This window comes from Kitasatospora hibisci, assembly GCF_043950205.1.
GTDB classification, from domain to species: Bacteria; Actinomycetota; Actinomycetes; order Streptomycetales; family Streptomycetaceae; genus Kitasatospora; species Kitasatospora hibisci.
Window position 1 is genome coordinate 2,396,231 of record NZ_CP171642.1, and the last position, 25,823, is coordinate 2,422,053.

23 protein-coding genes are annotated in these 25,823 nt (G+C 74.5%); 12 read left to right on the forward strand and 11 right to left on the reverse strand.

The window, feature by feature from the left end; genetic code table 11:
- The first annotated feature begins 235 nt into the window (after positions 1-235).
- From ACF9IK_RS10215 to ACF9IK_RS10225, 3 genes are all read left to right on the forward strand, one after another.
- Positions 236-946, forward strand: a complete 711-nt coding sequence (locus ACF9IK_RS10215; RefSeq protein ID WP_395293917.1) for a cobalamin biosynthesis protein — start codon at positions 236-238, stop codon at positions 944-946.
- Positions 943-2,016 carry an Rv2231c family pyridoxal phosphate-dependent protein CobC gene (gene cobC / locus ACF9IK_RS10220; RefSeq protein WP_395293918.1) on the forward strand — a complete coding sequence of 358 codons (1,074 nt, stop codon included), beginning with the start codon at positions 943-945 and terminating at the stop codon, positions 2,014-2,016. Before ACF9IK_RS10215 ends, cobC begins: the two co-directional genes overlap by 4 nt.
- A 214-nt stretch (positions 2,017-2,230) precedes the next feature.
- Positions 2,231-4,249 carry a serine/threonine-protein kinase gene (locus ACF9IK_RS10225; RefSeq protein ID WP_395293919.1) on the forward strand — a complete coding sequence of 673 codons (2,019 nt, stop codon included), beginning with the start codon at positions 2,231-2,233 and terminating at the stop codon, positions 4,247-4,249.
- Between the two features lie 111 nt (positions 4,250-4,360).
- On the opposite strand, the gene ACF9IK_RS10230 is transcribed toward ACF9IK_RS10225, so the two are convergent.
- From ACF9IK_RS10230 to ACF9IK_RS10250, 5 genes are all read right to left on the reverse strand, one after another.
- Positions 4,361-5,146: a DUF4239 domain-containing protein gene (locus ACF9IK_RS10230; RefSeq protein WP_395293920.1), complete on the reverse strand. Its 786-nt coding sequence runs from the start codon at positions 5,144-5,146 to the stop codon at positions 4,361-4,363.
- A 616-nt stretch (positions 5,147-5,762) separates the two neighbouring features.
- Positions 5,763-6,785, reverse strand: a complete 1,023-nt coding sequence (gene glnII / locus ACF9IK_RS10235) for a glutamine synthetase GlnII (protein ID WP_395293921.1) — start codon at positions 6,783-6,785, stop codon at positions 5,763-5,765.
- 167 nt (positions 6,786-6,952) lie between these two features.
- Positions 6,953-8,026 carry a hypothetical protein gene (locus tag ACF9IK_RS10240; RefSeq protein WP_395293922.1) on the reverse strand — a complete coding sequence of 358 codons (1,074 nt, stop codon included), beginning with the start codon at positions 8,024-8,026 and terminating at the stop codon, positions 6,953-6,955.
- 214 nt (positions 8,027-8,240) lie between these two features.
- Entirely contained in the window at positions 8,241-8,918 is a 678-nt protein-coding gene (locus ACF9IK_RS10245) for a uracil-DNA glycosylase (RefSeq protein ID WP_395293923.1), read from the reverse strand.
- A gap of 111 nt (positions 8,919-9,029) precedes the next feature.
- Positions 9,030-10,121: an amidohydrolase family protein gene (locus ACF9IK_RS10250; protein ID WP_395293924.1), complete on the reverse strand. Its 1,092-nt coding sequence runs from the start codon at positions 10,119-10,121 to the stop codon at positions 9,030-9,032.
- Between the two features lie 95 nt (positions 10,122-10,216).
- On the opposite strand from ACF9IK_RS10250, the gene ACF9IK_RS10255 reads away from it, so the two are divergent.
- A complete protein-coding gene (locus ACF9IK_RS10255) occupies positions 10,217-11,311 on the forward strand; it encodes a pyridoxal-phosphate-dependent aminotransferase family protein (RefSeq protein ID WP_395293925.1) in 1,095 nt (364 codons plus the stop codon).
- Between the two features lie 60 nt (positions 11,312-11,371).
- On the opposite strand, the gene ACF9IK_RS10260 is transcribed toward ACF9IK_RS10255, so the two are convergent.
- Positions 11,372-12,946: an APC family permease gene (locus ACF9IK_RS10260; protein ID WP_395293926.1), complete on the reverse strand. Its 1,575-nt coding sequence runs from the start codon at positions 12,944-12,946 to the stop codon at positions 11,372-11,374.
- Between the two features lie 374 nt (positions 12,947-13,320).
- On the opposite strand from ACF9IK_RS10260, the gene tmpA reads away from it, so the two are divergent.
- The gene (gene tmpA, locus ACF9IK_RS10265; RefSeq protein ID WP_395293927.1) at positions 13,321-14,901 is read left to right on the forward strand and encodes a 2-trimethylaminoethylphosphonate dioxygenase; all 1,581 of its coding nucleotides are present in this window, start codon (positions 13,321-13,323) and stop codon (positions 14,899-14,901) included.
- A gap of 44 nt (positions 14,902-14,945) precedes the next feature.
- Here the strand turns inward: tmpA and ACF9IK_RS10270 are convergent, their stop codons facing one another.
- The gene (locus ACF9IK_RS10270) at positions 14,946-15,731 is read right to left on the reverse strand and encodes a GntR family transcriptional regulator (protein ID WP_395298533.1); all 786 of its coding nucleotides are present in this window, start codon (positions 15,729-15,731) and stop codon (positions 14,946-14,948) included.
- Positions 15,732-16,038: 307 nt separating this feature from the next.
- Here ACF9IK_RS10270 and ACF9IK_RS10275 point away from each other — a divergent pair, with 307 nt between their 5' ends.
- From ACF9IK_RS10275 to ACF9IK_RS10300, 6 genes are read left to right on the forward strand one after another with little or no spacing between them, the layout of a single operon-like run.
- Positions 16,039-17,211, forward strand: coding sequence for an ABC transporter substrate-binding protein (locus tag ACF9IK_RS10275; RefSeq protein WP_395293928.1), 1,173 nt, complete (start codon positions 16,039-16,041; stop codon positions 17,209-17,211).
- Between the two features lie 38 nt (positions 17,212-17,249).
- Positions 17,250-18,155, forward strand: coding sequence for an ABC transporter permease (locus tag ACF9IK_RS10280; protein ID WP_395293929.1), 906 nt, complete (start codon positions 17,250-17,252; stop codon positions 18,153-18,155).
- Entirely contained in the window at positions 18,143-18,988 is an 846-nt protein-coding gene (locus ACF9IK_RS10285) for an ABC transporter permease (RefSeq protein ID WP_395293930.1), read from the forward strand. The genes ACF9IK_RS10280 and ACF9IK_RS10285 overlap by 13 nt, the downstream gene beginning before the upstream one ends.
- Positions 18,989-19,008: 20 nt before the next feature.
- A complete protein-coding gene (locus ACF9IK_RS10290; protein WP_395293931.1) occupies positions 19,009-20,094 on the forward strand; it encodes an ABC transporter ATP-binding protein in 1,086 nt (361 codons plus the stop codon).
- Between the two features lie 41 nt (positions 20,095-20,135).
- Positions 20,136-20,819, forward strand: a complete 684-nt coding sequence (locus ACF9IK_RS10295) for an HAD family hydrolase (protein WP_395293932.1) — start codon at positions 20,136-20,138, stop codon at positions 20,817-20,819.
- Positions 20,820-20,826: 7 nt separating this feature from the next.
- Positions 20,827-21,147: a DMT family transporter gene (locus ACF9IK_RS10300; RefSeq protein WP_395293933.1), complete on the forward strand. Its 321-nt coding sequence runs from the start codon at positions 20,827-20,829 to the stop codon at positions 21,145-21,147.
- A 226-nt stretch (positions 21,148-21,373) separates the two neighbouring features.
- On the opposite strand, the gene ACF9IK_RS10305 is transcribed toward ACF9IK_RS10300, so the two are convergent.
- Positions 21,374-22,462, reverse strand: a complete 1,089-nt coding sequence (locus ACF9IK_RS10305) for an NAD(P)H-dependent flavin oxidoreductase (RefSeq protein WP_395293934.1) — start codon at positions 22,460-22,462, stop codon at positions 21,374-21,376.
- Positions 22,463-22,476: 14 nt separating this feature from the next.
- A complete protein-coding gene (locus tag ACF9IK_RS10310) occupies positions 22,477-23,085 on the reverse strand; it encodes a flavodoxin family protein (protein WP_395293935.1) in 609 nt (202 codons plus the stop codon).
- Positions 23,086-23,204: 119 nt separating this feature from the next.
- Between ACF9IK_RS10310 and ACF9IK_RS10315 the strand changes: the two genes are divergently transcribed.
- Positions 23,205-23,810, forward strand: coding sequence for a TetR/AcrR family transcriptional regulator (locus ACF9IK_RS10315; protein ID WP_395293936.1), 606 nt, complete (start codon positions 23,205-23,207; stop codon positions 23,808-23,810).
- A gap of 129 nt (positions 23,811-23,939) precedes the next feature.
- Here the strand turns inward: ACF9IK_RS10315 and ACF9IK_RS10320 are convergent, their stop codons facing one another.
- Both ACF9IK_RS10320 and ACF9IK_RS10325 read right to left on the reverse strand, forming a co-directional pair.
- Positions 23,940-24,617 (reverse strand): phosphonatase-like hydrolase, encoded by a 678-nt coding sequence (locus ACF9IK_RS10320; RefSeq protein ID WP_395293937.1) that lies wholly within the window; start codon positions 24,615-24,617, stop codon positions 23,940-23,942.
- A gap of 12 nt (positions 24,618-24,629) precedes the next feature.
- Entirely contained in the window at positions 24,630-25,751 is a 1,122-nt protein-coding gene (locus ACF9IK_RS10325) for a TIGR03364 family FAD-dependent oxidoreductase (protein WP_395293938.1), read from the reverse strand.
- Positions 25,752-25,823 lie beyond the last annotated feature (72 nt).

Genomic DNA, 25,823 nt, shown 5'->3' on the forward strand with positions numbered 1-25,823 from the left:
GCGGCCGAGACCGGCGGCCCGTCGTGGGTCACAGCCGTCCCGATTGACCCCTCCGTCGTGGCCGTGGTGGGATTCCGGGGGCTCCGACCGCCCCGGTACGGGCCGCCGGGGCCCCGGCGCTCCGGCACAACGGCGGGTTTCGGCCGTCGTGGGTGACCGCCGTCCGACGCCGGCCGCCGCGGAGGTGTCGGGCGGGTGAAGCGCAGGAGCAGGGACGTGAGCGGGGCGTGAGGGCGTGAGGGGTTCGGACGGCGTTCCGGGCGTGGACGAGCCGGGCGTGGACGAGCCGGGCGTGGACGAGCCGGGCGTGGACGAGCCGCAGGCCCGCGCAGCCGCCGCGGGGCGGCCGTCCGCCGGAGCAGGCCGGTACGCCGCGGCGCGCCCGGACGCGCCGGTCGGCCGGGGCGGGGAACCCGGCGGGCGGCGCGGCGACGCGACGGGATCCGGGCCCGTGGACCCGGCGTTCCCCCGGCCGGGCGGGCTGGTGGTCGGCGTGGGCCTGCGGCGTTCGGCCGCACCCGCTGAGGTGCTCGGGCTGATCCGGCGGGCGCTGGCCGAGGCCGGGCTGTGCAGTACGTCCGTGGTCCGGCTCGCCACCCTGGCCGGCAAGGCCGCACACCCCGCCGTCCGCCGGGCGGCCGCCCGGCTGGGGGCAGACGTCGACGAGCACCCGGCCGAGGTGCTGGCGGGCGTCGCCGTCCCCAGTCCGTCCGCCGCCGTCGCCGACGCGGTCGGGTCGGTCAGCGTCGCCGAGGCGGCGGCGCTGGCGAGCGCGCCCGGCGGCCAACTCGTCGTCCCCAAGCGCAAGTCGGCCGCCGCGACGGTGGCGGTCGTGCGGGTGCCGGGTGGCCCTGCCGACGCCCCGGCGTCCGGCCCGGCGCGGCCCGAACCCCTGCCCGTGCGCCCCGAGACCGCACCCGCACACCCCGTAGGAGACCTCCCGTGACCCCCGCCTCCCCCACCGAGCCCGACCTGCGCCACCACGGGGACGCCGAGGTCCGCGCCGACGGGTCCGGCCTGGTCGACCTCGCCGTCAACGTCCGCACCGGCACGCCCCCGCAGTGGCTGCGCGACCGGCTCGCGGCCACGCTCGGCGACCTCGCGGCCTACCCCGACGGGACGGTCGCCCGCGCCGCCGTCGCCGCACGGCACGGGCGCCCCGCCACGGAGGTGCTGCTCACCGCGGGCGCCGCGGAGGCGTTCGTCCTGCTGGCTCGCGTGGTGGCGGCGCACCGTGTCACCGTGGTGCACCCGCAGTTCACCGAGCCCGAGGCGGCGCTGCGGGACGCCGGCCACGAGGTGCACCGGGTGCTGCTCTCCCCGTCGGACGGCTTCCGGCTCGGCGCCGTGCCCGACGAGGCCGACCTCGTGGTGCTCGGCAACCCGACCAACCCGACCTCCGTCCTGCACCCGGCCGCGGCCGTCGCCGCCCTCGCCCGCCCCGGCCGCACCCTGGTGGTGGACGAGGCCTTCATGGACACCGTGCCCGGCGAGCCCGAGTCCCTCGCCGCTGTCCGGGACCTGCCCGGCCAGGTCGTCGTGCTCCGGAGCCTCACCAAGACCTGGGGGCTGGCCGGCCTGCGGATCGGCTACGCGCTCGGCCCGGCCCCGCTGATCGCCGCACTCGGTGCCGCCCAGCCGCTGTGGCCGGTCTCCACCCCCGCCCTGGCCGCCGCCGAGGCCTGCAGCACACCGGCCGCGCTCGCCGAGGCCGAGGCGGCGGCCCGGCTCCTGGCCGAGCACCGGGACCACCTGCTCAAGGGCCTCGCCGCCTTCCCGTCCGTCCGCGTACACGGCGAGCCCGCCGCCTCGTTCGTGCTGGTCGAACTGCCGGACGCCGCCGCCGTCCGCACCCGGCTGCGTGGGCACGGCTTCGCCGTCCGCCGCGGGGACACCTTCCCCGGACTGGGCGGGGACTGGCTCCGGGTCGCCGTCCGCGACGAGGCGACAACCGACCGCTTCCTGACCGCACTCGGCACGGTCCTGGGCGGAGCAGCGGCGACGGCGACCTCCTGATCACCGCCCAGGAGGCTTAGGGTCCGTCCGGGGGGCCGCCCGCGCGCAACGCGCCACGCGGCCGGCCGATTCCACGCCCGGCCGGCACCGGCGACCCCCTGACGGATCGTCTACTCCAGTCCGTAGCATGGCCGGGAGGCGTGAACCTCTCCGACACACTGCGCGACCGACGGGGGCCCGGTCCGGGCCGGGGGCATGACATGGGGGCAGGGGCATGAGCAGCCGGGGTACCGTGCTGGGGGGTCGCTACACACTGACCGAGCGGATCGGCGGCGGAGGCATGGGCTCCGTCTGGCGCGCCGACGACCGGGTGCTGGCGCGCCGGGTCGCGGTGAAGATCCTGCATCCGGGCCTGGTCGAGGACGGCACCTTCGTCCAGCGCTTCCGGCGCGAGGCGCAGCTGCTCGCAGGGCTCAAGCACCCCGGCATCGTGGACGTCCACGACTACGGCGAGAGCGGCCGGGACGGCGAGGAGCGGACCGCCTACATCGTCATGGAGCTGGTCGAAGGGCGGCCGCTGGACAAGGTGCTCGCCGCGGGCGGGCCGATGGAGCCCGGGCGTGCGCTCGGGCTGCTCGCCACCGCGCTGGACGCCCTGGCCGCCGCCCACCGGCAGGACATCGTGCACCGCGACGTCAAGCCGTCCAACCTGATGCTGCGCCCGGACGGCCAGGTGACGGTGACCGACTTCGGCATCGCACGGGCGGTCGCGAGCACCAAGCTCACCGCCTCCCACGCGGTGATCGGGACGGCCCTGTACATGGCCCCCGAGCAGGCCGAGGGGAAGCCCGTCACCCCGGCCTCGGACCTCTACTCGATCGGCGTCGTCGCCTACGAACTGCTCACCGGGAAGCCGCCGTTCGTCGGCGAGTCGGTGCTGGAGGTCGCGCTCAAGCACCTCCGCGAGCCGGTGCCGGGGCTGCCTGCGGCGTTCCCGGAGGCGGTCCGGGAGGTGGTCGCGAGAGCACTGGCCAAGCAGCCGGAGGAACGGTTCGCGGACGCCGCCGCGATGGCGGCCGCGGCACGGGCCGCCATCGGCGCGGAGCCGGGGCCGTCGGCGGCGGGCGGAGCGGCAGCGGGCGGAGCGGCAGCGGGCGGAGCGGCAGCGGGCGGAGCGGCAGCGGGCGGGGCCGCGGAGCCGGCCGCCGCCGAGGCCGTCGCACCCCCGGCCGACGGCCCCCCGCCCTCGTCCTCTCCCGACGCGGCCGCCGGCGACGTCGGCCAGGTCGGGGACCTCAACGCGACCGGAACCGGCACCCGCCGCCGGCACGGCTTCCTCGTCCCCGTCGTCCTCCCGGTCGTCATCACCGCGACCACCGCGACCGTCCTGCTCATCGACCGCGCGCCCTTCTCGTCCGACGCCGAGACGCCGAACGGGCAGCCGTCCGTCGTGGTGACCGCGCCCGCGACCGCCGGCACCGCGACGTCGGCCACCGGCTCCCCGACCACCCCGTCCCCGAGCACCCCGCCACCCGCCGAGACCCCGGCTCCGGAGGCCACCACCCCCGTCCCCGGGACGCAGCCCGCACCGGGGGCCGGCAACCAGCCGGGAACCGTCCCGAACCCGGGCGGCGGCGCCGTGGCCGGCGGGGCCGCCGGTGGTGGCAGCGCGGCCACGGGCGGCCAGGGCACGCCCCCGCGCACCGGCGGAGCGGCCGGCGGCGGGAACGGCGGCAGCGGCACCGGAAGCAGCACCGGGGGCGGCGGCGAGGCCGCCAACGGCGGGGGCGCCGTCCCGCCGCCGGCCGCCACCCAGGCCCCGCCCGCCACCACCTCCGCACCCCAGCCCCCGCCGGCCACCACGACACCGCAGCAGCCGTCCGTGCCGGCGGGCTGCGGCGGCAGCCGGTGGGGCGCCGTCGTCAGCGTGGCGTCCGGGCTCAAGCTCGGCCTCTCCAAGGACAGTCCGGTCGGCGGCCAGGCGGTGGTGATGGGCGGGACGACGGACTACGGCTGGGTGCGCTCGGACCCGAACCCCGGCGGCTGGTACCAGATCTACCCGTGCAACCTGAGCGGCCCGCCCCTCGTCCAGGAGACGGACGGGCGGGTCTCCCTCTCCGGCGGCTTCAGCGTCCTCGGCAACTGGACGGTGGCCGCCGCCAGCACGCCCGGCGCGTTCGCGCTCAAGGACTACATGGGGCAGACCTGCCTGACCGACAACGGCGCCGGCAGGCAGGCCACCATGGCCACCTGCACGCCCGGCAACACGTCCCAGGAGTTCCGCATCCCCTAGGCCTGTCCGGCCACGGGTCACGCGCGACCGCTTCGCCGACGGCCGCCGCCCCGCTTGCCGCCGCGCCGTCCGGGCCGGGCGGACACCGACCTCGCCGTTCGAAGTGGCCGGTCACCAGAAGCGGGCGAGCGCGCTGTCCTTGAACGGCTGAGGCGAGACGCTCAGGTAGCCGGAGAAGGGCCGGTCCAGGACGATGACCAGGAGGAGGCTGAAGCCGACGAGTGCCGCCACGGAGCCGACGAACAGGATCCGCACCCGCCGGCTGCGGACGCCGTAGAGCAGGGTGACCAGCATGATCGCCACGGCACCGCCGAAGATCAGCACCTGCAGCAGGACGGGCAGTTGGCCGTGACTGACGGCGATCCGGGTCCGCCGCTGGGCCGCGACGTCGTTCAGGCTGTCCAGCGCCTTGGCGTAGAAGGCCTGCTCGGCGGGGGTCTCGGGCTGGTAGTCCGCGAGGGCCCCGTACAGCCCGTCGAGGGCCCGGGTGGTCACCGCGGAGTCGCCCTCGCCGGCCCGCATCAGCGGCCACTGGTCCTCGACCACGGCGTGGACGTAGCCGTGGACGGCCGCGTCCACGCTCTCCCGGGTCGCCGACGGGAAGGCCCGGGCGTCGCGGGCGATCTGGGAGACCGCGGTCGCCTCGCCGGACACGACCCTGCTCGCATCCTGCAGCTCGGTCCACAGGTTGACGATGACGAACGCCAGGATGATGCCGTAGATCGCTCCGAACACCCCCAGCACCACGCCGACCATCTCGTTGTTCCCGCCGTCCGCCAGCGCCGGGAACCGCCGGGTGGCCACCACGCTGCCCGCCAGGGCCAGCAGCACGAAGCCACCGACCACCAGCACCGCCAGCGGCACGGTCGGGACGTGGTTCAGCAGCCAGAGCTCCACGGTGCTCCTCACCGGTCGGCCGGCAGGCCTGCCGGTCGGGCCGCCGGATGTCGTGGGCCAGGCGGGCTTCCCGAGCCGACCGGGCCCGGTCTGCCCGCCCGCGGCGGTTGCCCGGGCCCCACGGCCGAGGCTAAGCCGTACCCGGCCGCACGATGCCGGAGAAACCACGACCGGTGGAGCCGTGTTTCGGACGCAGGCCGCCGGCGGGCCCTGCGCGACGGCCTCGGCGGTCAGGAGTGTGAGCGGCTCCCCGGGGACGCATTCCGGTGCGTGCGGGGCAGCCGGGTCACGAACCGTTCGCCGCACACCCGTGGGAGGGAGCGTGCCGCAGAGCAGGGCCGCCGCCGTCACCGGGGAGGTCTCGCACCATCGGGCGGGCGGTCGTCGGGCGCCTCCGCCACGTCGGGGCCGGGGTGGTCCTCGACTTCGCCACCGCGGGGGACGCCGCGGCCGACCTGGCCGACGTCGTGGCGCTCCCGGTCGGGCCGGACGGCCGGGGGATCACCGGGCGGGACGTCCGGGCCGCGGCCGTCGCGGCCGTCGCCCCGGACCGGGTACGGCCGTCGGCCCTCCCCCTGGCGGGGAAGGGCCGACGGCCGTACGGCGGAGGGGCGGATCAGACCTGGCCGGCCTTCTCCAGGGCCTCGCAGCAGGTGTTGATCAGCAGGCGGGTGACGACGTAGGGGTCGATGTTCGCGTTCGGGCGACGGTCCTCGATGTAGCCCTTCTGCTCCACCTCGACCTGCCACGGGATGCGGACCGAGGCACCGCGGTTGGAGACGCCGTAGCTGTAGACGTTCCACGGGGCGGTCTCGTGCTTGCCGGTCAGGCGGGACTGGATGTCGTCACCGTACTGGTTGACGTGCTCCAGGACCTTCTCCTGGGAGGCGCCGAGCGACTCGCAGGCGGTGATGATGGCCTCGTAGCCCTCGCGCATCGCCTTGGTGGAGAAGTTGGTGTGCGCACCCGCGCCGTTCCAGTCGCCACGGGCCGGCTTGGCGTCCAGGGTGGCGTCGATGCCGAACTCCTCGGCGGTGCGGTAGAGCAGGTAGCGGGCGATCCACAGGTCGTCCGAGACGGTCAGCGCGTCGACCGGGCCGATCTGGAACTCCCACTGGCCGGGCATGACCTCGGCGTTGATGCCGCAGATGGCCAGGCCGGCGTCGATGCAGCGGTCCAGGTGCAGCTCGACGATCTCGCGCCCGAAGACCTCCTCGGCACCGACACCGCAGTAGTAGCCGCCCTGCGGGGCCGGGTAGCCGCCCTCCGGGAAGCCGAGCGGGCGGGAGCCCTTGAAGAAGGTGTACTCCTGCTCGATGCCGAAGATCGACTCCTGCGCCGCGTACTTCTCGGCGACCTCGCGCAGCAGGGCACGGGTGTTGGACTCGTGCGCGGCACCGTTCGTCTCCAGGACCTCGCAGAGGACCAGGATGTTGTCACCACCGCGGATCGGGTCCTTGACGACCTTCACCGGCTCCAGCACACGGTCCGACGCGTGGCCCTCGGCCTGGTTGGTGGAGGAACCGTCGAAGCCCCAGGTGGGGATCTTGTCCGCGTTGGCCAGGACCCGAGTCTTGGAACGGAGCTTGGCGGTCGGCTTGGTGCCGTCGATCCAGATGTACTCGGCCTTGATTGCCACGGCGGTGTACCTCGCAAACTGGGTGGTGGGTGCCCGCGTAGCGTTGCAAGCCGCCGTTTCCCGGTTGTTCCTCTCATGTAACGCGCACGTGAACCAACGGTCCGCATTGGCACGATCACTGTGCGGGAGTGCCGGAGATGGCACTCCCGCACGTCCCGTCCGGCGCCTCAGTGCTGCCGGGTGCGCGCCGCGCGGCGGCTCGTGGCCCGCAGGGCGAGGCCCCCGGCCACGACCAGGCCCGCGGCCCCGGCGGCGAGCGGGCCGGCGGCGGCGCTGCCCCCGGTGGCGGCGAGACTTCCCCTGTCCGACGGGCTCCCGGTGGCCGCCCGCGCGGCCGGGGTGGTGGGGCCCGCCGTGGTGTCCACGGCGGGCTGGACGGCGGGAGCGCCGGTGGCGGGAGCGCCGGTGGCGGGAGCGGTGCCGGCCGCCGAGGGGGTCGGCGCGGTGGTCGGCGCGGTGGTCGGCGAGGCGGGCCCGGCGGGCTTCTCACAGCTCACCGAGGCGACGGTGATCTTCCCGGTGACCTTGGCGACGTTGAGGTTGAGCGGGTTGACCTCGATCTGCACCTCCAGCGCCGAGGCGGCGGCCGTGGTGGAGGTGGTGGTCCGCTTGGAGAACTCCACCGAGACGCCGCCGACCAGCGGAACGTCCACCTTGGTCGGCCCGTAGAGGCTGAGGGTGACCGGCTTGCCGAGGACGGTCAGCCGCGCGGGCGCGACGACGTCGGCGGCGGGCTGCCCGTCGACCGGGCAGGTGGCCGACGCGCTGAGCGATTCCAGGCCGAGCAGCGTGGTCGCCGGCAGGCCGGGTGCGTGCACGTCGGCGTTGACCAGCTTGACGGAGGCCGAGGCACCCGCGGCGTCGGCCTTCACCACGGACCGGCCGACGTCCGCCTTGACCAGGGTGACCGGCCCCTGCTGGTCGACGCCGTCGACCTTGGCCGTGAGCACCGCGCCGCCCCCGGTCTCCGGCTGGGCGGCCCCCGATCGCTGCGCCGGGGTCTCGACCTTGTTGAGCGCGATGTTCACCGGCACGTCCACCGCCTTGCTCAACAGACTGACGTCCAGGTCGAGTTCGGCGGTGACGGCGCGCGCCTTCCCGCCCTGCGCCGCGGTCGAGGCGGTCCCCGCGGTCGAGGCCTGCGACGGCCCGGTGGCGTGCGCGGACGGGGCGACTATCAGCGCCGACACCGCGGCGGTGGCGGCCGCGACGACGGCGGCGGAACGGACGGACGACGACATGGCGGTACCCCCACGGGTGGTGATCTCGGTAGAGCGTGCCTCCTCCGGCATCACCCGCAGGGCGGGGCAAGGGGCTGGCGCTCCGTACGACGAGCCGCCAGTCTTCTCGAACAGCCCGTCACATGAGCCACACGGAGCGTCATTTCACTCGTTCGGGTGAGGTTGACGCCCGCCGATGCCGCACCCCGGTTCGGGTCGGTCCGCCGCACCACCCCTACGGCAGCCGCCAGTCCACGGGCTGGGCGCCCTGCCGAACCAGCAGCTCGTTGGCCCGGCTGAACGGCCGCGAGCCGAAGAAGCCGCCGTTCGCGGAGTACGGGCTCGGGTGCGCGGACTCGATCGCCGGCACCTCGCCCAAGAGGGGGCGCAGGTTGCGGGCGTCGCGCCCCCAGAGGATCGCCACCAGCGGCCCGCCACGCGCCACCAGCGCCCGGATCGCCTGCTCGGTCACCTCCTCCCAGCCCTTGCCGCGGTGGGCGGCCGGCTTGCGCGGCGCGGTGGTGAGCGCGCGGTTGAGCAACAGCACGCCCTGCTGCGTCCACGGGGTGAGGTCCCCGTTGGACGGCTGGGGCAGGCCGAGGTCGTCTCCGTACTCCTGGAAGATGTTGATCAGGCTGGCCGGGATCGGCCGCACGTCCGGCGCGACCGAGAAGCTGAGCCCCACCGCGTGGCCGGGCGTCGGATAGGGGTCCTGCCCGACGATCAGCACCCGCACGTCGGCGAGGGGCTGCTGGAAGGCGCGCAGGACGTTCGGCCCGGACGGCAGGTAGGTGCGGCCGGCGGCCAGCTCGGCGCGGAGGAAGTCGCCCATGGCGGCCACCCGCCCGGCGACCGGTTCCAGCGCGGTGGCCCAGCCGGGCTCGACGATCTCGTTCAGTGGACGCGGTGCCATGGCCGCCACCCTATCGGCCTACGCCGACAGGCCGTTCACCGGATGATCACCACGGCGGCACCGCCACGACGGCACCGCCGCAGGGCGCCGGGGCCGCACCCTCCGCCGTGGTCACGCCACCGGCCGCCCGCGCAGCACCACCATCCGTGGGTCCGCGAGCACCCGGACGTCCGCGCGCGGGTCCTCGTCGTAGACCACGAAGTCGGCCGGCGCGCCCTCCTCCAGACCCGGTCGCCCGAGCCACCGGCGCGCACCCCAGCTGGCCGCCGAGAGCGCCTCGGCCGGGGTGAGCCCGGCCTTCACCAGCTCGGCCACCTCGTCCGCGACCAGGCCGTGCGCGAGCGAGCCGCCCGCGTCCGTCCCGACGAACACCGGGACGCCCGCCTCGTGCGCGGCGCCCACGGTGTCGTAGCGGCGCTCGTGCAACCGGCGCATGTGGGCGGACCAGGCCGGGAACTTGGCCTCGCCGCCGGCCGCCAGCTGCGGGAAGGTGGCGATGTTGACCAGGGTCGGGACGATCGCCACGCCGCGCTCGGCGAAGGCCGGGATCAGCTCCTCGGTCAGCCCGGTGGCGTGCTCGACACAGTCGATGCCGGCCGCCAGCAGGTCGGGCAGCGACTCGGCGGCGAAGCAGTGCGCGGTCACCCGCGCGCCCTCCTCGTGCGCCGCCGCGATCGCCTCGGCCAGCGCGTCGCCGGGCCAGCAGGCGGCGAGGTCTCCGCGGTCGCGGTCGATCCAGTCGCCGACCAGCTTCACCCAGCCGTCGCCGCGCCGGGCCTCGGCCCGGACGTAGGCGGCGAGGTCGCCCGGGTCGATCTCGTGCGCGTAGTTGCGGATGTAGCGGCGGGTGCGGGCGATGTGCCGACCGGCCCGGATGATCCGGGGCAGGTCCTCGCGGTCGTCGATCCACCGTGTGTCGGCCGCCGAACCGGCGTCGCGGATCAGCAGCGTGCCGGCGTCGCGGTCGGTGACCGCCTGCTTCTCGCTGGTGGCGGCGTCGACGGCGCCGTGCGCGTCCAGGCCGACGTGGCAGTGCGCGTCCACCAGGCCGGGCAGCGCCCAGCCGGTCACGGTCCGGACGTCGCGCGCCCCGGCCGGCCGGTCGAAGGCCACCCGCCCGTCCACCACCCAGAGTTCGTCCCGGACGTCCTCCGGTCCGACCAGCACCCGGCCCCGGACGTGCAGCACCGCACCATCGTTCATGGCCCGCACTCTACCCAGCGGCCGGTTCCCTGGGACCCCCCGAAGTGCGGCAGACTCATTCCTGCCCGAACGACCCACCTCCGAAAGGCCGGCGCGTGACCCCCTACCTCGACCTGCCCCCGCTCAGCGCCGCCGAGTTCGCGGCGATCGAGGACCAGGTGGCCGCCCTGCTGCACACCACCGCCGACGTCATCGTCACCCAGGGCGAGGCACTGCTGCCGCTGGAGGCCGCGATCCGCGGCGCCGCGCACCCGGGCTCCACCGCGCTGAACATCGTCACCGGCCCCTACGGCCGGACCTTCGGGAACTGGCTGCGCTCCTGCGGGGCCGAGGTGGTCGACCTCGCGGTGCCGTTCGACAGCGCGGTCACCGCCGCCCAGGTGGAGGCCGCCCTGCGGGAGCACCCGGCGATCGACTTCGTCTCCCTGGTCCACGCCGAGGCCGCCACCGGCAACACCAACCCGGTCGCCGAGGTCGCGACCGTGGTGCGCGCGCACGGTGCGCTGCTGATGGTCGACGCCGTCGCCTCGGTGGCCGCCGAGCCGCTGCTCACCGATGCCTGGGGCATCGACCTGTGCGTGATCGGCGGGCAGAAGGCGATGGGCGGCCCGGCCGGGGTCTCCGCCGTCTCGGTCTCCGAGCGCGCCTGGGAGCGGATCGCCGCCAACCCGGCCGCGCCGCGCCGCTCGTACCTGTCCCTGCTGGACTGGAAGGAGCGCTGGACGGACGCCGGGCGGACCGTGCTGCCGCACGCCCCGGCCCAGTTGGAGATGCTCGCGCTCGGCGCCTGCCTGGACCGGATCGGGGCCGACGGTCTGCCCGCCGTGATCGCCCGCCACCGCGCCGCCTCGGCCGCCACCCGGGCCGGCGTCCGCGCCCTCGGCACACTCATCCCCTTCGTCCCCGAGGACGCCCACGCCGCCCCGGTCGCCACCACCCTGCGCACCCCGGCGGACGTGGACGCCGGCGCCCTCGCCGCCGAGCTGCTCCGGCTCGACCCGGCGCTGCCCGTCCAGCCCGGCGGCGGGGCACTGGCCACCGGGATGCTCCGGGTCAACCACTACGGCCCGGCGGCCGGCCGGGACACCGTGCACGGCTTCCTCTCCGCCCTGGCCGCGGCGACCGGCGCGGACGCCGCACCGGCGCTGGCGGCGGCCGACGCCGCCTGGACCGCGGCCGCCGCGGGCTGACGGCGCCCCGGCGACACCGAGCGGCCCCCGTTCGCACGGGGGCCGCTCCCGGTCCGGTGGTCAGTGGCCGCCGGCCTCGACCACCTCGACGCCGCGGATGTTCCGTTCGATCTCCTCCACCGGCAGGGCGACCGCCAGGGCCCAGTAGTAGACGACCAGGGAGAACACGACCACGACGAGGATGTCCCACCAGAGCGGCAGGTTGCCCTGGGCTCCCTCGCCGAAGGTGCCCTGCCAGGAGATCAGGCCCATGCCGATCAGGTAGGGCGGCAGCCACTGGCCCGCCTTGAAGTCCATCCGGGGCGCGTTCGGGACCCGCTTCGCCACCGCGTAGACGGAGTACCCGCCGAGCAGGACGTAGCCGATCAGGATCGCCAGGCCCAGCCGCCAGAGCGTGTCCCAGCCGGCCCAGAAGATGATCAGGCTCGCGACCGCGAAGGCGATCGGCGAGACGATCGTGCCGGCGGGCAGGTGGTACGACCGCTCCAGGGCCGGCAGCCGCTTGCGCAGCACGCCGAAGGCCAGCGGTGCACCGGCGTACATCAGCACGACGGCGGAGGTGATGAAGCCGACCAGCCGCTGCCAGCTCGGGAACGGCAGGAAGCAGAGCACGCCGGCGACCCACGCGACGATCAGGCCGAGCCAGGGCACCGAGCGCTTGTCGGTGAACTGCAGGGTCTGCGGGGCGTAGCCGTTGCGGCTCAGGCCGTAGGTGACCCGCGAGCTGGAGGTCATGTAGACCAGGCCGGTGCCGGCGGGAGAGATGATCGCGTCGATGCGGAGGACGGTGGCCAGCCAGCCGAGGCCGATCAGCGTCGAGAGGCCCGCGAACGGCCCGCTGATGCCGGGGTAGTCGAGGGCTCCCCAGCCCCCCGCGAGGGTGTCCGGCGGCAGGGCGCCGATGAACACCACCTGGAGCAGGACGTAGATCAGCGTGCCGATCACCACCGACCCGAGGACGGCCCGCGGGATGTCCCGGCGGGGGTTGCGGCTCTCGCCCGCCCACTGGATCGCCTGCTCGAATCCGAGCAGGGCGAAGATCACCCCGCTGGTGCTGATCGCCGCGAGCACGCCCTTGGCGCCGAGGGGCGCGAACCCGTGGACGCTGAAGTTGGCGCCGTGGAACTCCGTGAACCCGAAGACGAAGATGACCAGGACCGGGACGAGGACCTTCCAGACGGTGGCCACGCTGTTGGTGTGCGCGAGGAGCCGGACGCCCAGGAAGTTGATCGCCACGAAGATGCCGAGCAGGGCGGCCGCGACGAAGAAGCCCCCGGTGGTCAGCGTCTGGTTCGGGTTCAGCAGGCCGTCCGCCCAGGTCCAGTGCTGGGCGTAGTTGATCATCGCCTGCACCTCGATCGGCGCGATGGTCGCCGCCTGCAGCCAGGTGAACCAGCCGAACGACATCCCCGCGAACCCGCCGAACGCGTAGTGCGGGTACCGCGCCGTCCCGCCCGCCACCGGGAAGAGCCCGCCCAGTTCGGCGTGGACCAGCGCCAGCAGGATGATCGCCAGCGCCCCGATCCCCCAGGAGACGAGCGCCGCCGGTCCCGCCGCCACCGCCGCCTTCTCGGCCCCGAACAGCCATCCGGACCCGATGATCGCGCCGACCGAGGCCCAGAGCAGCCCGATCATCCCGACTTCCCGTTTGAGCCCGGTATGCCCCGAAGCAGCGGGGGTTTCAGTCGTGGGGTGAGCCATGCCCAGCCGCCTCTCACGTCAGGGGAATCCACCCGACAGTGCCCCAGCACCCGCGTCCGCCCGCGCCGCAACGCGCCGCGCCCCGCACCCCTCACCCGAACGGCCGCCGCGCCGCCCGCCCGTGGCGTACCGGAAGGGGCCGACCGGCTCCGCACGGGTCTCGGCTCCCGGCCGACACCTCCCGGCACAGTTCCCCCGGCGTTCACCCATCCGGCACGCAGAACTCACCGAGGCCCGGCAGGCTCCCAGCCAGCCGGTGAAGTTGGCTATACAACTTACCCGAAGAGACGCCGCCCAGGAGGAGACCCGTGTCCGAGCTGCCGCCGTACTGGCTGCGCGACAACTGCCCGTGTGCCGAGTGCCGCGACCCGCGGAGCGGGCAGAAGCTGTTCCGGATCGACGACCTGCCCGAGGATCTCTCGGTCGCCGCGAGCACCGGGATCGACGGCGACCTGGAGGTGCTGTGGTCGGACGGGCACCGGTCGCGGTACCCGCTGGCCTGGGTGGACGCCGAGCGCGACGGGGACGGGCGGACGGAGGCCGACAAGCGGCTCTGGGTGGCGGCGGACTTCGCCCGCGGGATCCCGGAGGCCGAGTGGGCCGAGTACCTCGGGAGCCCCACCGAGCAGGCGGCCGTGCTCGGCGCGGTCCGGCGCAGCGGCTTCGCCGTGCTCCGCGGCGTGCCGGCGGTGGAGCGGCAGGTGCTCGCCGTCGCCGAGACCTTCGGATTCGTCCGCGTCACCAACTACGGCGAGCTGTTCGACGTCCGGGTCGAGCCGGACCCGAACAACCTGGCCTTCACCAGCGTCGCCATCACCCCGCACACCGACAACCCGTACCGGGACCCGGTGCCCACCCTCCAGCTGCTGCACTGCCTGGAGAACTCGGCGCCCGGCGGCGACTCCGGCCTGGTTGACGGCTTCCGGGCGGCGGCGGTCCTGCGCGACGAGGCGCCGGAGGACTTCGCGGTACTCACCCGCACCCCCGTCCCGTTCGTCTTCCGCGACCGCGGCACCGAGCTGCGCGCCGACCGGCCGCTGATCGACGTGGACGCGCTGGGCCGGATCCGCGAGGTCCGCTTCAACAACCGCTCGATCGGCACCCTGCGCGGCTCCGCCGCCGAGCTGGAGGCCTTCTACGCCGCCTACCGCCGCTTCGCCGCGATCACGCTCCGGCCCGAGCTGCAACTGGAGTTCCGGCTCGACCGCGGTGACTGCCTGATCTTCGACAACACCCGCCTCCTGCACGCCCGGACGGCGTTCGCGCAGGACGGCGCGCGCCACCTCCAGGGCTGCTACGCCGACCTGGACGCGCTGACCTCCACCCTGGCCGTGCTGCACCGCCGCAACGCCGCGCTGGACGCGATCGGCGAGCTGTTCGCGGGCGAGGGCGCCGGCGAGTACCTGGGCGAGGCGGTCACCGTGGCCGAGCACATGCTGCAGGCCGGCGCGCTGGCCGAGGCCGCCGGGGCGGCCCCGCACCTGGTCGCGGCCGCACTGCTGCACGACGTCGGCCACTTCCGGGGGGCCCTGCACGGACGCGACCTGATGCAGGGGCGGGACAACCGGCACAGCGACACCGGCGCGCAGTGGCTGGCGCAGTGGTTCGGCCCGGAGGTCACCGAACCGATCCGGCTGCACGTGGCCGCCAAGCGCTACCTGTGCGCGGTCGAGCCGGGCTACCGGGCACGGCTCTCCGAGGCGTCCGAGTACACCCTGCAGGTGCAGGGCGGGCCGATGACCGAGGAGCAGGCCGCCGCGTTCGCCGCCCACCCGGCCGCCGAGGCGGCGGTGGCGGTGCGCCGCTGGGACGAGCAGGCGAAGGACGCGGGCGCCCCGACGCCGGACTTCGAACACTTCCGGCCGCTGCTCGCCGCCCTGATGGGGTGAGCCCGCGAGGTGGGCGGCCGTCCCGGCCCGGCCGCCCCGGCCGGTCAGTCGCCTTCGCGGGCGTGACGGGAGAGTGCCGAGGTGGCCAGGGAGTTGTGCACGCTGAAGGCCACCGTGCCCGGCAGGTAGCGGTCCTGGGACCACTCCACCGGGGTGCCGGTCGGGTCGGTGGTGCGCCGCCGCTCACGCAGCAGCGGGCCACCGCGGCGGCAGCCGAGCAGCCGGGCGTCCTCGGCGTTGGCCGCGACGATGTCGATGGTGTGGTCGGCGTCGGTGAAGAGGATGCCGTGCTCGCGCAGCACCTCGGTGTGCGAGACCACGTCCGGCGGCAGCTGGGCGACGATCTCGCCGACCCGGGGCGGGTAGATCGTCCGCTCGACCATCACCGGCGTGCCGGAGAGCGTGCGCAGACGGACCGTCACGTACACCTCGGAGCCCTGCTCCAGACGCAGCTGCTCGCGCTCGGCCGCGTCGGCCGGGCGGCGCACCAGCGAGTCGAGGATGCCGCCGGGCTCCTCGCCCATCGAGTACGCCCAGTGCGTGAAGCTGAGCAGCTCCGAGAAGCTCTGCACCCGGGCGGTGCCCAGCACGACCCGTCGGGTGCCGCGCCGGGAGGTGACCAGCCCGTCCGAGCGCAGCACGGCCAGCGCCTGCCGGACGGTGCCGCGCGAGACGCCGTACTGCTCGGCGAGCGCGCCCTCCGCGGGCAGCCGGCCGGCCTCGCCGAACGCACCGGTGGTGATCGCCTCGCGCAGGTCGGCGGCCACCTTGCGGTACAGCGCGCCGGAGCCGCGTTCCTGAGCGGCGGGGCGTTCGGGCTCCAGTGCCACGTCAGTCAATGTCCCTCCTGGGGCGGTGTCCTGCGCAGCCGTACCGGCGCGGACAGCCCGACCTTATCCCGCTGCGCCCTCGAAGCATCGCACTCGGCCGATCACTCACCGATGGCCTGATTCGACCGTTCCCACAGCCGACCCCGGTTCTGGGCCATCCGTTCACCTTCCCGTCACCGGACTCCGGCGTACTTACCCCCGTCGGGCGAAGTTGGCTAGTCAACTCGGGATCATCCGAACCCGCCTCCCCCGGCCTCCAAGCCTCGCACTCCCCCTCGCAGTACGCCCCCGATCAGGAGACTGACCCGTGACCGTGCACCGTGCCCGCGCCGCCGCCCTCGCGGCCGTACTGACCGCAGCCGCCCTCTCCCTCACCGCCTGCGGCTCCGCCGGTTCGTCGAGCGCGAAGTCGGGCGACGCCGCCAAGGCCGGCGCCAAGGACGCCAAGGAGGCGACCTCGGCCGCCGACTTCGGCGGGATGGACGCCCTGGTCGCCGCGGCCAAGAAGGAGGGCAAGCTGCACGTCATCACGCTGCCCAAGGACTGGGCCAACTACGGCAAGATCATGGACTCGTTCAAGGCCAAGTACGGCATCGAGATCGAGGACGAGAACCCGGACGGCTCCAGCCAGGACGAGATCAACGCGATCACCTCCCGCAAGGGCCAGGACCGCGCCCCCGACGTGGTCGACCTCGGCTCGGCCTTCGCCGTCCAGGCGGTCAAGGACGGCCTGCTCGCCCCCTACAAGGTCGCCACCTTCGACAAGGTGCCGGACACCATGAAGGACCCGAGCGGTGCCCGCGTCAACGACTACGGCGGCTACATCTCCATCGGCTGCGACGCCAAGAAGATCGCCACCTGCCCGCAGACCTTCGCCGACCTGCTCAAGCCCGAGTACAAGGGCCAGGTCGCCCTCAACGGCAACCCGACCAAGTCCGGATCCGCCTTCGGCGGCGTCTACGCGGCCGCGCTCGCCAACGGCGGCTCGCTGGACAACATCCAGCCCGGCATCGACTTCTTCGGCAAGCTGAAGAGCTCGGGCAACTTCAACCCGGTCGAGTCCACCCCGGCCACCATCGAGAAGGGCGAGACCCCGATCTCGATCGACTGGTCCTACCTGAACGCCGGCTACACCGACGAGTTCAAGGACAAGGGCGTCGACTGGAAGGTCTCCGTCCCCGCCGACGGCAGCTACGCCCAGTTCTACAACCAGGGCATCAACAAGTGGGCCCCGCACCCGGCGGCCGCCCGCCTGTGGCAGGAGTACCTGTTCAGCGCCGAGGGCCAGAACCTCTTCCTGGGCGGCTACGCCACCCCGGCCACCTTCGACGCCCTGAAGAAGGACGGCACCCTCGACGCCGCGGCCGCCGCCAAGCTGCCGACCGTCGAGAAGCCGTTCACCACCTTCCCGACCCAGGACCAGATCACCGCGGCCAAGAAGGTCGTCACCGAGAACTGGACCAAGGCGATCGCCGGCTGACGATACGTCGGCAAGACTCGAACGGGCTGATCCCACACATGACCACGGCTCCCACCCCGGCGCCGACCACCCCCACCCACCGCCGGCGCCCCCGCCGGCGCCTCGGCGGCGCCTCCTGGCTCGCCACCGTGCCGCTCTTCCTCTTCTTCGCGCTCGGCTTCGGCCTGCCGGCCGTCGCGATCGTGATCGGCGCCTTCACCACGTCCACCGACGCGGAGGGCGGCGGCGGCCAGTTCACCCTGGACAACGTCACCGCGTCCGTCCAGGGCGCGTACTGGACGGCGATGGTCAGCAGCCTCAAGCTCTCCGCGCTCACCGCGCTGCTCGCCACCGTGATCGGCCTGCCGATCGCCCAGGCCGTGGTGACCTCCCGACACACCTGGCTGCGCCAGGCCGTGCTGACCGCCTCCGGCGTGCTCGCCAACTTCGGCGGCCTGCCGCTCGCCTTCGCGTTCGTCGCCACCCTCGGCAACGCCGGCGAGGTCACCAAGCTGCTGCACCTCACCGACCACGGCTGGACGCTCTACTCGTTCACCGGTCTGACGATCGTCTACCTGTACTTCCTGATCCCGCTGATGGTGCTCACCATCACCCCGGCCCTGGACGGCCTGCGGGTCCAGTGGCGCGAGGCGGCCCACAACAACCGGGCCACCACCGTGCAGTACTGGCGCCACGTCGCGCTGCCGATCCTGCTGCCCTCGCTGCTCGGTGGCTTCGTCCTGCTCTTCGGCAGCGCCTTCGCCGCGTACGCCACCGCCGCCGCCATGGTCGGGGCGACCGTCCCGCTGGTCAGCCGCTCGATCGCGGACGCGCTCTCCGGCAACGTCCTGGTCGGCCAGGGCAACCTCGCCCTCGCCCTCAGCCTCAACATGATCGTGGTGGCGGTCCTGGTGATGGCCGTCTACCTCCCCCTCCAGCGCCGGAGCGCCCGATGGCTCAGCTGACCCCCTCCCGCACCACGCCCCCGCGCCGCAAGGTGCGCTGGTGGCGCGGCGCCGTCCTGCTGCTCGCCGGGATCTACTTCATCGTGCCGCTGGCCGCCTCCGGGTACTTCTCGATCGACGACCCCAAGGGCTTCTCCTTCGAGGCCTACACCGGCCTGCTGAGCGCCGAGGGCTTCCTGGACAGCCTCTGGCTCACCCTCGGCCTGGCCGTCGTCACCGTGGTGGTGCTGCTGCTCCTGCTGGTGCCGGCCCTGATCGCGGTCCGGCTCGGCTCGCCCCGGCTGCGCCCGGTGATCGACGTGCTCTGCACCCTGCCGCTGGTCGTCCCGCCGGTCGCACTGACCGCAGGCCTGATCGGCGTGCTCCGCTGGGGCCCGGACTACCTGATGGACACGCCGTTCTTCCAGACCTTCGTGTTCGTCCAGGACCCGGACTTCCCGCTGGTCCTGGTCATCGCCTACGTGCTGATGTCGCTCCCGCTCGCCTACCGGGCGATCGACGCCGGCCTGCGCGCCGTGGACGTCCGCACCCTCGTCGAGGCCGCCCGCAACTGCGGTGCGTCCTGGCCTCGCGCGGTGGTCACCGTCGTGCTGCCCAACCTGCGCGGCGCGCTGCTGAACGCGTCGTTCCTGACGCTGGCACTGGTGCTCGGCGAGTTCACCGCCGCCTCCATCCTCGGCTACCAGCCCTTCCCGGTGTGGATCTACTCGGTCGGCAACAGCCAGGCCCACATGTCGGTGGCGGTCTCCATCCTGAGCCTGCTGATCACCTGGCTGCTGCTGCTCCTGCTGGCCGCCGTCGGCCGCGAGCGCGGCGCCAAGACCACCTCCTGAAACCCCCGGAGTTGCCCCCCATGACCACGGTTACCGCCCCCGTCGCCGGCGTCCCCCTCGCTCCCGGCGGCGCGACCGTCGAGTTCCGCTCGCTGCGCCGCACCTTCGGCGCCACCACCGCGCTGGACGGCCTCGACCTGACCGTCCACCCGGGCGAGCTGCTCGCCCTGCTCGGTCCCTCCGGCTGCGGCAAGACCACCGCGCTGCGCATCCTCGCCGGCTTCGAGCAGCACGACTCGGGCCAGGTCCTGGTCGACGGCAAGGACACCACCGCGATCCCGGCGCACAAGCGCGACGCCGGCATGGTCTTCCAGTCCTACAGCCTCTTCCCGCACCTGACCGCCGCCGACAACGTCGCCTTCGGCATGCGGATGCGCGGCACCGCCAAGGCCGAGCGCCGCCGGCGCGCCCAGGAGCTGCTGGAGCTGGTCGGCCTGCCGCAGCACGCCGACCGCTACCCGCACCAGATGTCCGGCGGCCAGCAGCAGCGCATCGCGCTCGCCCGGGCGCTGGCCCTGAAGCCGCGCGTGCTGCTGCTGGACGAGCCGCTCTCCGCGCTGGACGCCAAGGTGCGGCTCTCGCTGCGCGAGGAGATCCGCCGCCTGCAGCAGGAGCTCGGGATCACCACCCTGTTCGTCACCCACGACCAGGAGGAGGCGCTGTCGATGGCCGACCGGGTCGCGGTGCTGCGCGCCGGCCGGCTGGAGCAGTGCGCCGCCCCGTCCGAGCTGTACGCCCGCCCGGCGACCGCCTTCGTCGCCGAGTTCGTCGGCACCATGAGCCGGATCCCGTGCGAGCGCAGCGGGGACGGCGTCGAGGTGCTCGGCCGTCGCCACGCGGTGGACGGCGAGGTGCCCGCCGACGGCGCCCTGGAGGTGCTCGTCCGGCCCGAGAACGTCGCGCTCGCGCCGAACGAGCACGGTCGGGCGCTGGTGGTCGGCGCGTCCTTCCTGGGCGCCGTGACCCGACTGACCGTCCGGCTCGACGGCGGCACCGAGGTCAAGGCCGACCTGCCGACCGAGGCCGCCGCCGCACTGCCGATCGGATCGCGCGCCGCGCTGGCGCTGCCGGAGCGCGCGGTCCTGGTGGACCGTCGTACCGTCTGATCCACCGCTCCGCCTCCTGACGATCCACCGAAGGTACCGCCATGCCTGATTCCGCTGTTCCCGCCCTGCCCGCCGCCGTCCTCTTCGACATGGACGGCACCCTGGTCGACACCGAGCACCTGTGGTGGCAGGCCGCCGCCGAGCTCGCGGACGAGCTGCACCACCCGCTCACCGAGACCGACGCACCCGAGGTGCTCGGCCGGGCCATCGAGCACACCGCCGCGCACCTGCACCTGGTCAGCGGCACCGCGCTCAGCGAGGCCGAGCTCGCCGCCCGGCTCGGCGACTCCTTCGCCGGCAAGGTCGCCGCCGAGACCGTCCCCCGGCCGGGGGCCCTCGCCCTGCTGGCCGAGCTGCGGGACGCCCGGGTGCCCACCGCGCTGGTCTCCGCCTCGCCCCGCCGGGTGGTCGACATGGTGCTGGGCACCATCGGCCGCGACTGGTTCGCGATCACCCTCGCCGCCGAGGACACCCCGCGCACCAAGCCCGCCCCGGACCCCTACCTCGCCGCCGCCGAACGCCTCGGCCTCGACCCGGCCGCGTGCGTCGCCGTCGAGGACACCCCGACCGGCGTGGCCTCCGCCACCGCGGCGGGGTGCGCGGTGCTCGCCGTTCCGTCGAGCGACGCGCCGATCCCGGACGGGTCCAGGATCACGCTGCTGGACAGCCTGGAGCGGGCCGACCTCGCACTCCTGGGAAAGATCAGCACCACGCCCGGGGTTTGATTCTCCTATGCCCTACGTACTCCTCTCCCTGGCGATCCTCAGCGAGGTCTGCGCGACCAGCTGCCTGAAGCTGACCGAAGGCTTCAGCCGGTTCTGGCCGAGCGTGGGCGTGGCCATCGGCTACGTCCTCTCGTTCGTGCTGCTCGGCCGGGCCCTGAAGCACATCCCGGTCTCGGTCGCGTACGCGGTCTGGTCGGGTGCCGGCACCGCCGCGGTGGCCGGCATAGGCGTGGTCGCCTTCGGCGAGTCGCTGGGCCGGCTCCAGTGGCTGGGCATAGCCCTGGTGATCGTCGGAGTGGTGGTGCTCAACCTGAAGGGCAGCCACTGAGCGACGGTGCCGGGGAGCACGGCGACCGCACGGCAGACGGGATCACGCGGCCCGCCGGACCGCAGCGCGTCGCCTCCGGCGGCCACCGCGCGGTGCCACGCCGGGCATCCCCGCCGGACGCACGCCCGGATCGCCCCAGTACGTACGGTACGAGGGCGATCCGGGTGCACGCCGGGCCGGGCACCCGACGCCGCGCGCCGATCCGACGGGACCGACCGGACAGGCCCTAAGAGCGCGCCAGCACCCGGTCGGTGTCGGCGAGCAGGTGGGCCAGGTACTCCCGGGCCGTTCGCGGACGGGTGAGGGCGGCGGCCTGGCCGGCCCAGAGGTTCACCAGCCCGCCGTCGCCCCGGGCCGCCGCCGCCCGGCGCACCGGCAGCATCAGGGCGTTCTGCAGCGGGTACGGCGGCACCTCGTCCTCGTACGCGGCCAACGTGCGGACCAGCCGGTTGGGTATGCCTCGGGCCAAGCGGCCCGAGAACAGCCGGGTCAGGACGGTGGTCGCGGCCTCCGGCCCGTGCAGGGCCGCTCTGTGGACGTCGCTCGCGCCCGACTCCTCGGTGGCGAGGAAGCCGGTGCCGACCTGCACCCCGTCCGCGCCCAGCGCCAGGGCGGCCGCCACGCCCCGGCCGTCCGCGATCCCCCCGGCCGCGATCACCGGGACGGACACCGCGTCGACCACCTGCGGCACCAGTGCGAAGGTGCCGACGAGCGACTCCCGCACCGGTCGCAGCCAGGAGCCCCGGTGCCCGCCCGCGTCGCTGCCGGAGGCGACCACCGCGTCGAGCCCGGCCGCCTCCAGGGCGACCGCCTCGGCGGCCGTGGTGGCGGTGCCGACCGTCACGATCCCGTTCCGCCGGGCCCGTTCGACCACCCAGCGGGGAGGCACGCCCATCACGAAACTCGCCACCGGCGGACCCGCCGCCAGCAGCGCCTCCACCTGCTCGGCGAAGTCCGGCGCGGGCTGGGGCTCCTCCACCGCCACGCCCAGCTCGGCGAGGAACGGGCGCAGCCGCTCGGCGTGCCGGGCGAGCTGCCCGGCGTCCGCCGTCAGCCCGGCCTCGTCCGGCTGCGGCACCCAGAGGTTGACTGCGAACGGGCCGGTGGTCGCCGCCCGCAGCTCCGCGACCAGCGCGCCGATCTCCGCCGGCCGCAGGATGTGCGCGCCGTACGAGCCGAGCCCGCCGGCGTCCGCGACCGCCGCGGCGAGCCGCACGGTCGACAGCCCGCCGCCGAACGGCCCCTGCACGATCGGGTGCTCGACGCCCAGGAGCTCCCGCAGGCGCCCGCTGTCCCAGGACCGGCCGCCGTCCACCGCGCCGCCCCCCGTCACGCCGCCGCGGCGGTGACCCGCCGCCCGGCCGCGAGCTCGACCGCGGTCCGCGCAACCCGCCGGCCGAGGTGCTCGGCGGTGCGCAGGTCGGCGGCGGCGGGGTGCTCCTCCGGCCCGAGGTCGGAGGGCGCCTGAGCCATCGCCCCGAGGAAGCCGCCGAGCCGGTTGAGGTCGTCGGCGCTGCCGGTCGACGTGAACAGCCAGGCGGGCGGCAGGCCGAGGCTGACCCAGTTCATGCCGTGCTGGGCCGCGAACACCGCCATCGAGGTGAGGGTGTTGAGCTTGTCCCCGTTGACACCGGCCGAGGTGGTGAAGCCGGCGGCGAGCTTGCCGGCCCAGCCCTGCTCGGACCAGACCTTGCTGCTGCCCTCGGCGAAGGTCTGGAAGACCGCGGACGGGCCGCCCATGTAGGTGGGTGAGCCGAACACGATCGCCTCGGCGGCGGCCAGTTCGTCCCAGAGCCGGTCGCCGGGCTCGGAGACGTCGAGCAGCCGGGCGGCCGCGCCCGGCACCTCCTCGACCCCGTCCGCGACGGCCTGCGCCTGCCGGGCGGTGTGCCCGTACCCACTGTGGTAGGCGATGGCGACGGTGATGGTTTCGGACATCGCTGATGCTCCCCTCTCGACCGACTTCGGCCACCGGGTCCGGCGGCCGACGCCCGGAACTCTAGACGACCGGTCAACTATCTCGCAACGGGTAGTTGACCGGCCGTATACTGCCGCCCATGGGACGGACGAGCACCGCACGTGAACGCCTGCTGGACGCCGCCTGCGACCTGCTGCGCACCCGCGGCTACGCAGATGTCGGCGTCGCCGAGATCTGCGCCCGGGCCGACGTCCGGAAGGGCAGCTTCTACCACTTCTTCGAATCGAAGCAGGCCCTCACCCTGGAGGTGGTCGACGCCCACTGGCACCGCCAGCGCGCCGACTGGCTCGCCACCCTGCGGGCGCCCGACCGGCCCGCCCTGGCCCGGCTGGAGGAGCTGTTCCGCAGCCTGACCGGCATCCAGCGCGCGACCCAGGAGGAGCACGGCGCGGTCAGTGGCTGCCTGCTGGCCAACCTGGCGCTGGAACTCCCGGCCCAGGAACAGCCGGTCCGCGACCGGCTCGCCGCGGTCTTCGCCGAGGAGGTGGACCTCGTGCAGGCGGCCCTGGCGGAGGCTGCCGCCGAGGGCACCGTCCGCGCCGGGGCCGCCGACCGCGACACCGCCCGGGCCGCCGTCGCCCAGATGGAGGGCATGGTCCTCTTCGCCAAGGTGACCGACGACCCCGCCGTCCTGGACGGCCTCTGGCCACAGGTCTCCCGGCTCTTCGGCGTACGCGGGAACTGACCGGCCGGCCGTGTTCCGGCCGCCCGGCCCGGTGCGCCGGGCCCCGCCCGGTTGAAGCCCATCGCGCTCAGCCCGCACCGGCGGCGGCAGCCGGGCGGGCGCGGCCGGCCGCGCCCGCCCGGCCGGGGGTCAGCCCGCCAGCAGGGCCGGCAGCTCGGCGACGGACGCCAGCACGTGGGTGGCGCCGTCCGCCCGCAGCCGCTCCTCGCGGTGGGCTCCGGTCAGCACACCGGCCACCACCGCGGCGCCGGCCCGGGTGCCGGTCAGCATGTCGTAGCCGGTGTCCCCGGCGACGGCGACCTGCCGGACGGAGTCGGTGGCCGTCCGCAGCAGGGCGGTGAGGGCGAGGTCCGGGTACGGGCGGCCGCGGCCGGCCTCGGCCGGGCAGAGCGTGAGGTCGGCGATCGACTCCCAGCCGAGCGCGGTGAGGATGCGGTCCTGGGTGGACCGGGAGAAGCCGGTGGTCAGGACCACCTTGCGGCCCTGCCCGCGGAGTTCGGCGATCGCCTCGGCCGCACCCGGGAGGGCGGCGCAGTGACCGGCCTCGACCAGGCCGTGGTAGGCGGCCTCGAAGGCCGCGTTGGCCGTCCGGGCCTTCTCCTCCTCGCCGAACAGGTGCCGGAAGACGGAGATCTTGGACTCGCCCATGGTGGCGCGCACGTGCTCCAGCATGCGCGCGTGCTCGGGGCTGCCGGCCTCGACGCCGAGCCGGCCGGCGGCGGCGTGGAAGGCCTGCTCGACCAGGCCGTCGTCGGCGACGGTGGTGCCGGCCATGTCGAGTACGACCAGGCGGATGTCAAGTGACATGGGGGGTGTTCCTTACAGGTTGGCGAGGTCGGCGGTGGTCTCGGCGATGGCCGGCGAGCAGGTCATGCCGCGGCCGCCCGGGCCGGTGACCAGCCAGACGCCGTCACGCACGCGCTCGCGGTGGACGACCCGGGTGGTGTCGACGCACTGTGCGTACACGCCGGCCCAGCGGCGGCGGATCCGGGGCAGCGGGCGGCCGAGCAGCTCCTCGGCCACGCCGACCAGGTGGTCGTACGGGTCCTCGACCACGTCGAAGCCGAACGGCTGGTCGTACTCGTGGGTGTCCCCGATGGTCAGGCCGCCGTCGCGGCGCTGGACCATGAGCAGCTGCATCCCGTGCTCGGCGGCGACCGGCGGCTGCGGCTGGGCGGCCCTGAGCCGCTCCAGCGCGCTGCCGGCGAAGGCGGGGTAGTAGCGGAAACTGTCGCCGTCGGCGACCGAGGTGGTGAGGCCTTCATCCAGCGGGTCGGTCTGCATCATCTGCAGCCGCACCTTGCGGACGGGCAGGGCGGGTGCCAGCTCGCGGACCAGGCCGCCCAGCCAGGCGCCGGTGCAGAGGACGACCAGATCGCCGGTGTGGACGTCGCCGTGGTCGTCACGGACGGCGTTCTCGCCGATCACGTCGCGGACCTCGCGCCCGGGCAGGAAGGTGTAGCGTCCGCCGGCCTCCAGCGCGGCGCGCAGCGCGGGCTGGGCGGTGCGCGGCTCGACGGCGGCGTCCCGCTCACACCGCAGGGCGCCGAGCAGTTCGCCGCGCAGGGCCGGGTTGGCGGCGCGGGTCTCGTCGGCGTCCAGCAGCCTGTAGCCGCGCGCGGCGGCGTCCGGCAGCGTCAGCGCCTGCTCGGCGACGGCGAGTTCGGCCTCGGTGCGGATCGCGGTGAGCGAGCCGTTGGCCCGGAAGCCGAGGTCGGGCACGCGCGCGCCGATCCGCTCCCAGAGCTCGCGGGCGCGCAGCGCGGTGTCCAGCTCCTCGCCCGCGGCACGGCCGCTGACCCAGACCAGACCGAAGTTGCGCACCGAGGCACCGCGCGCCTCGGCCTCGCGCTCCAGGTGGACGACCTCGTGGCCGCGCTCGACGGCCTGCCAGGCGTGCATGGTGCCGAGCACGCCTGCTCCTACGACGATGACTCTCATGCGGCCAGACTGGTGCGACGAGGTGGACGACGGGGGGCCAAATCCGGTCCCGGAGGTGAACCGGTCGAAAAG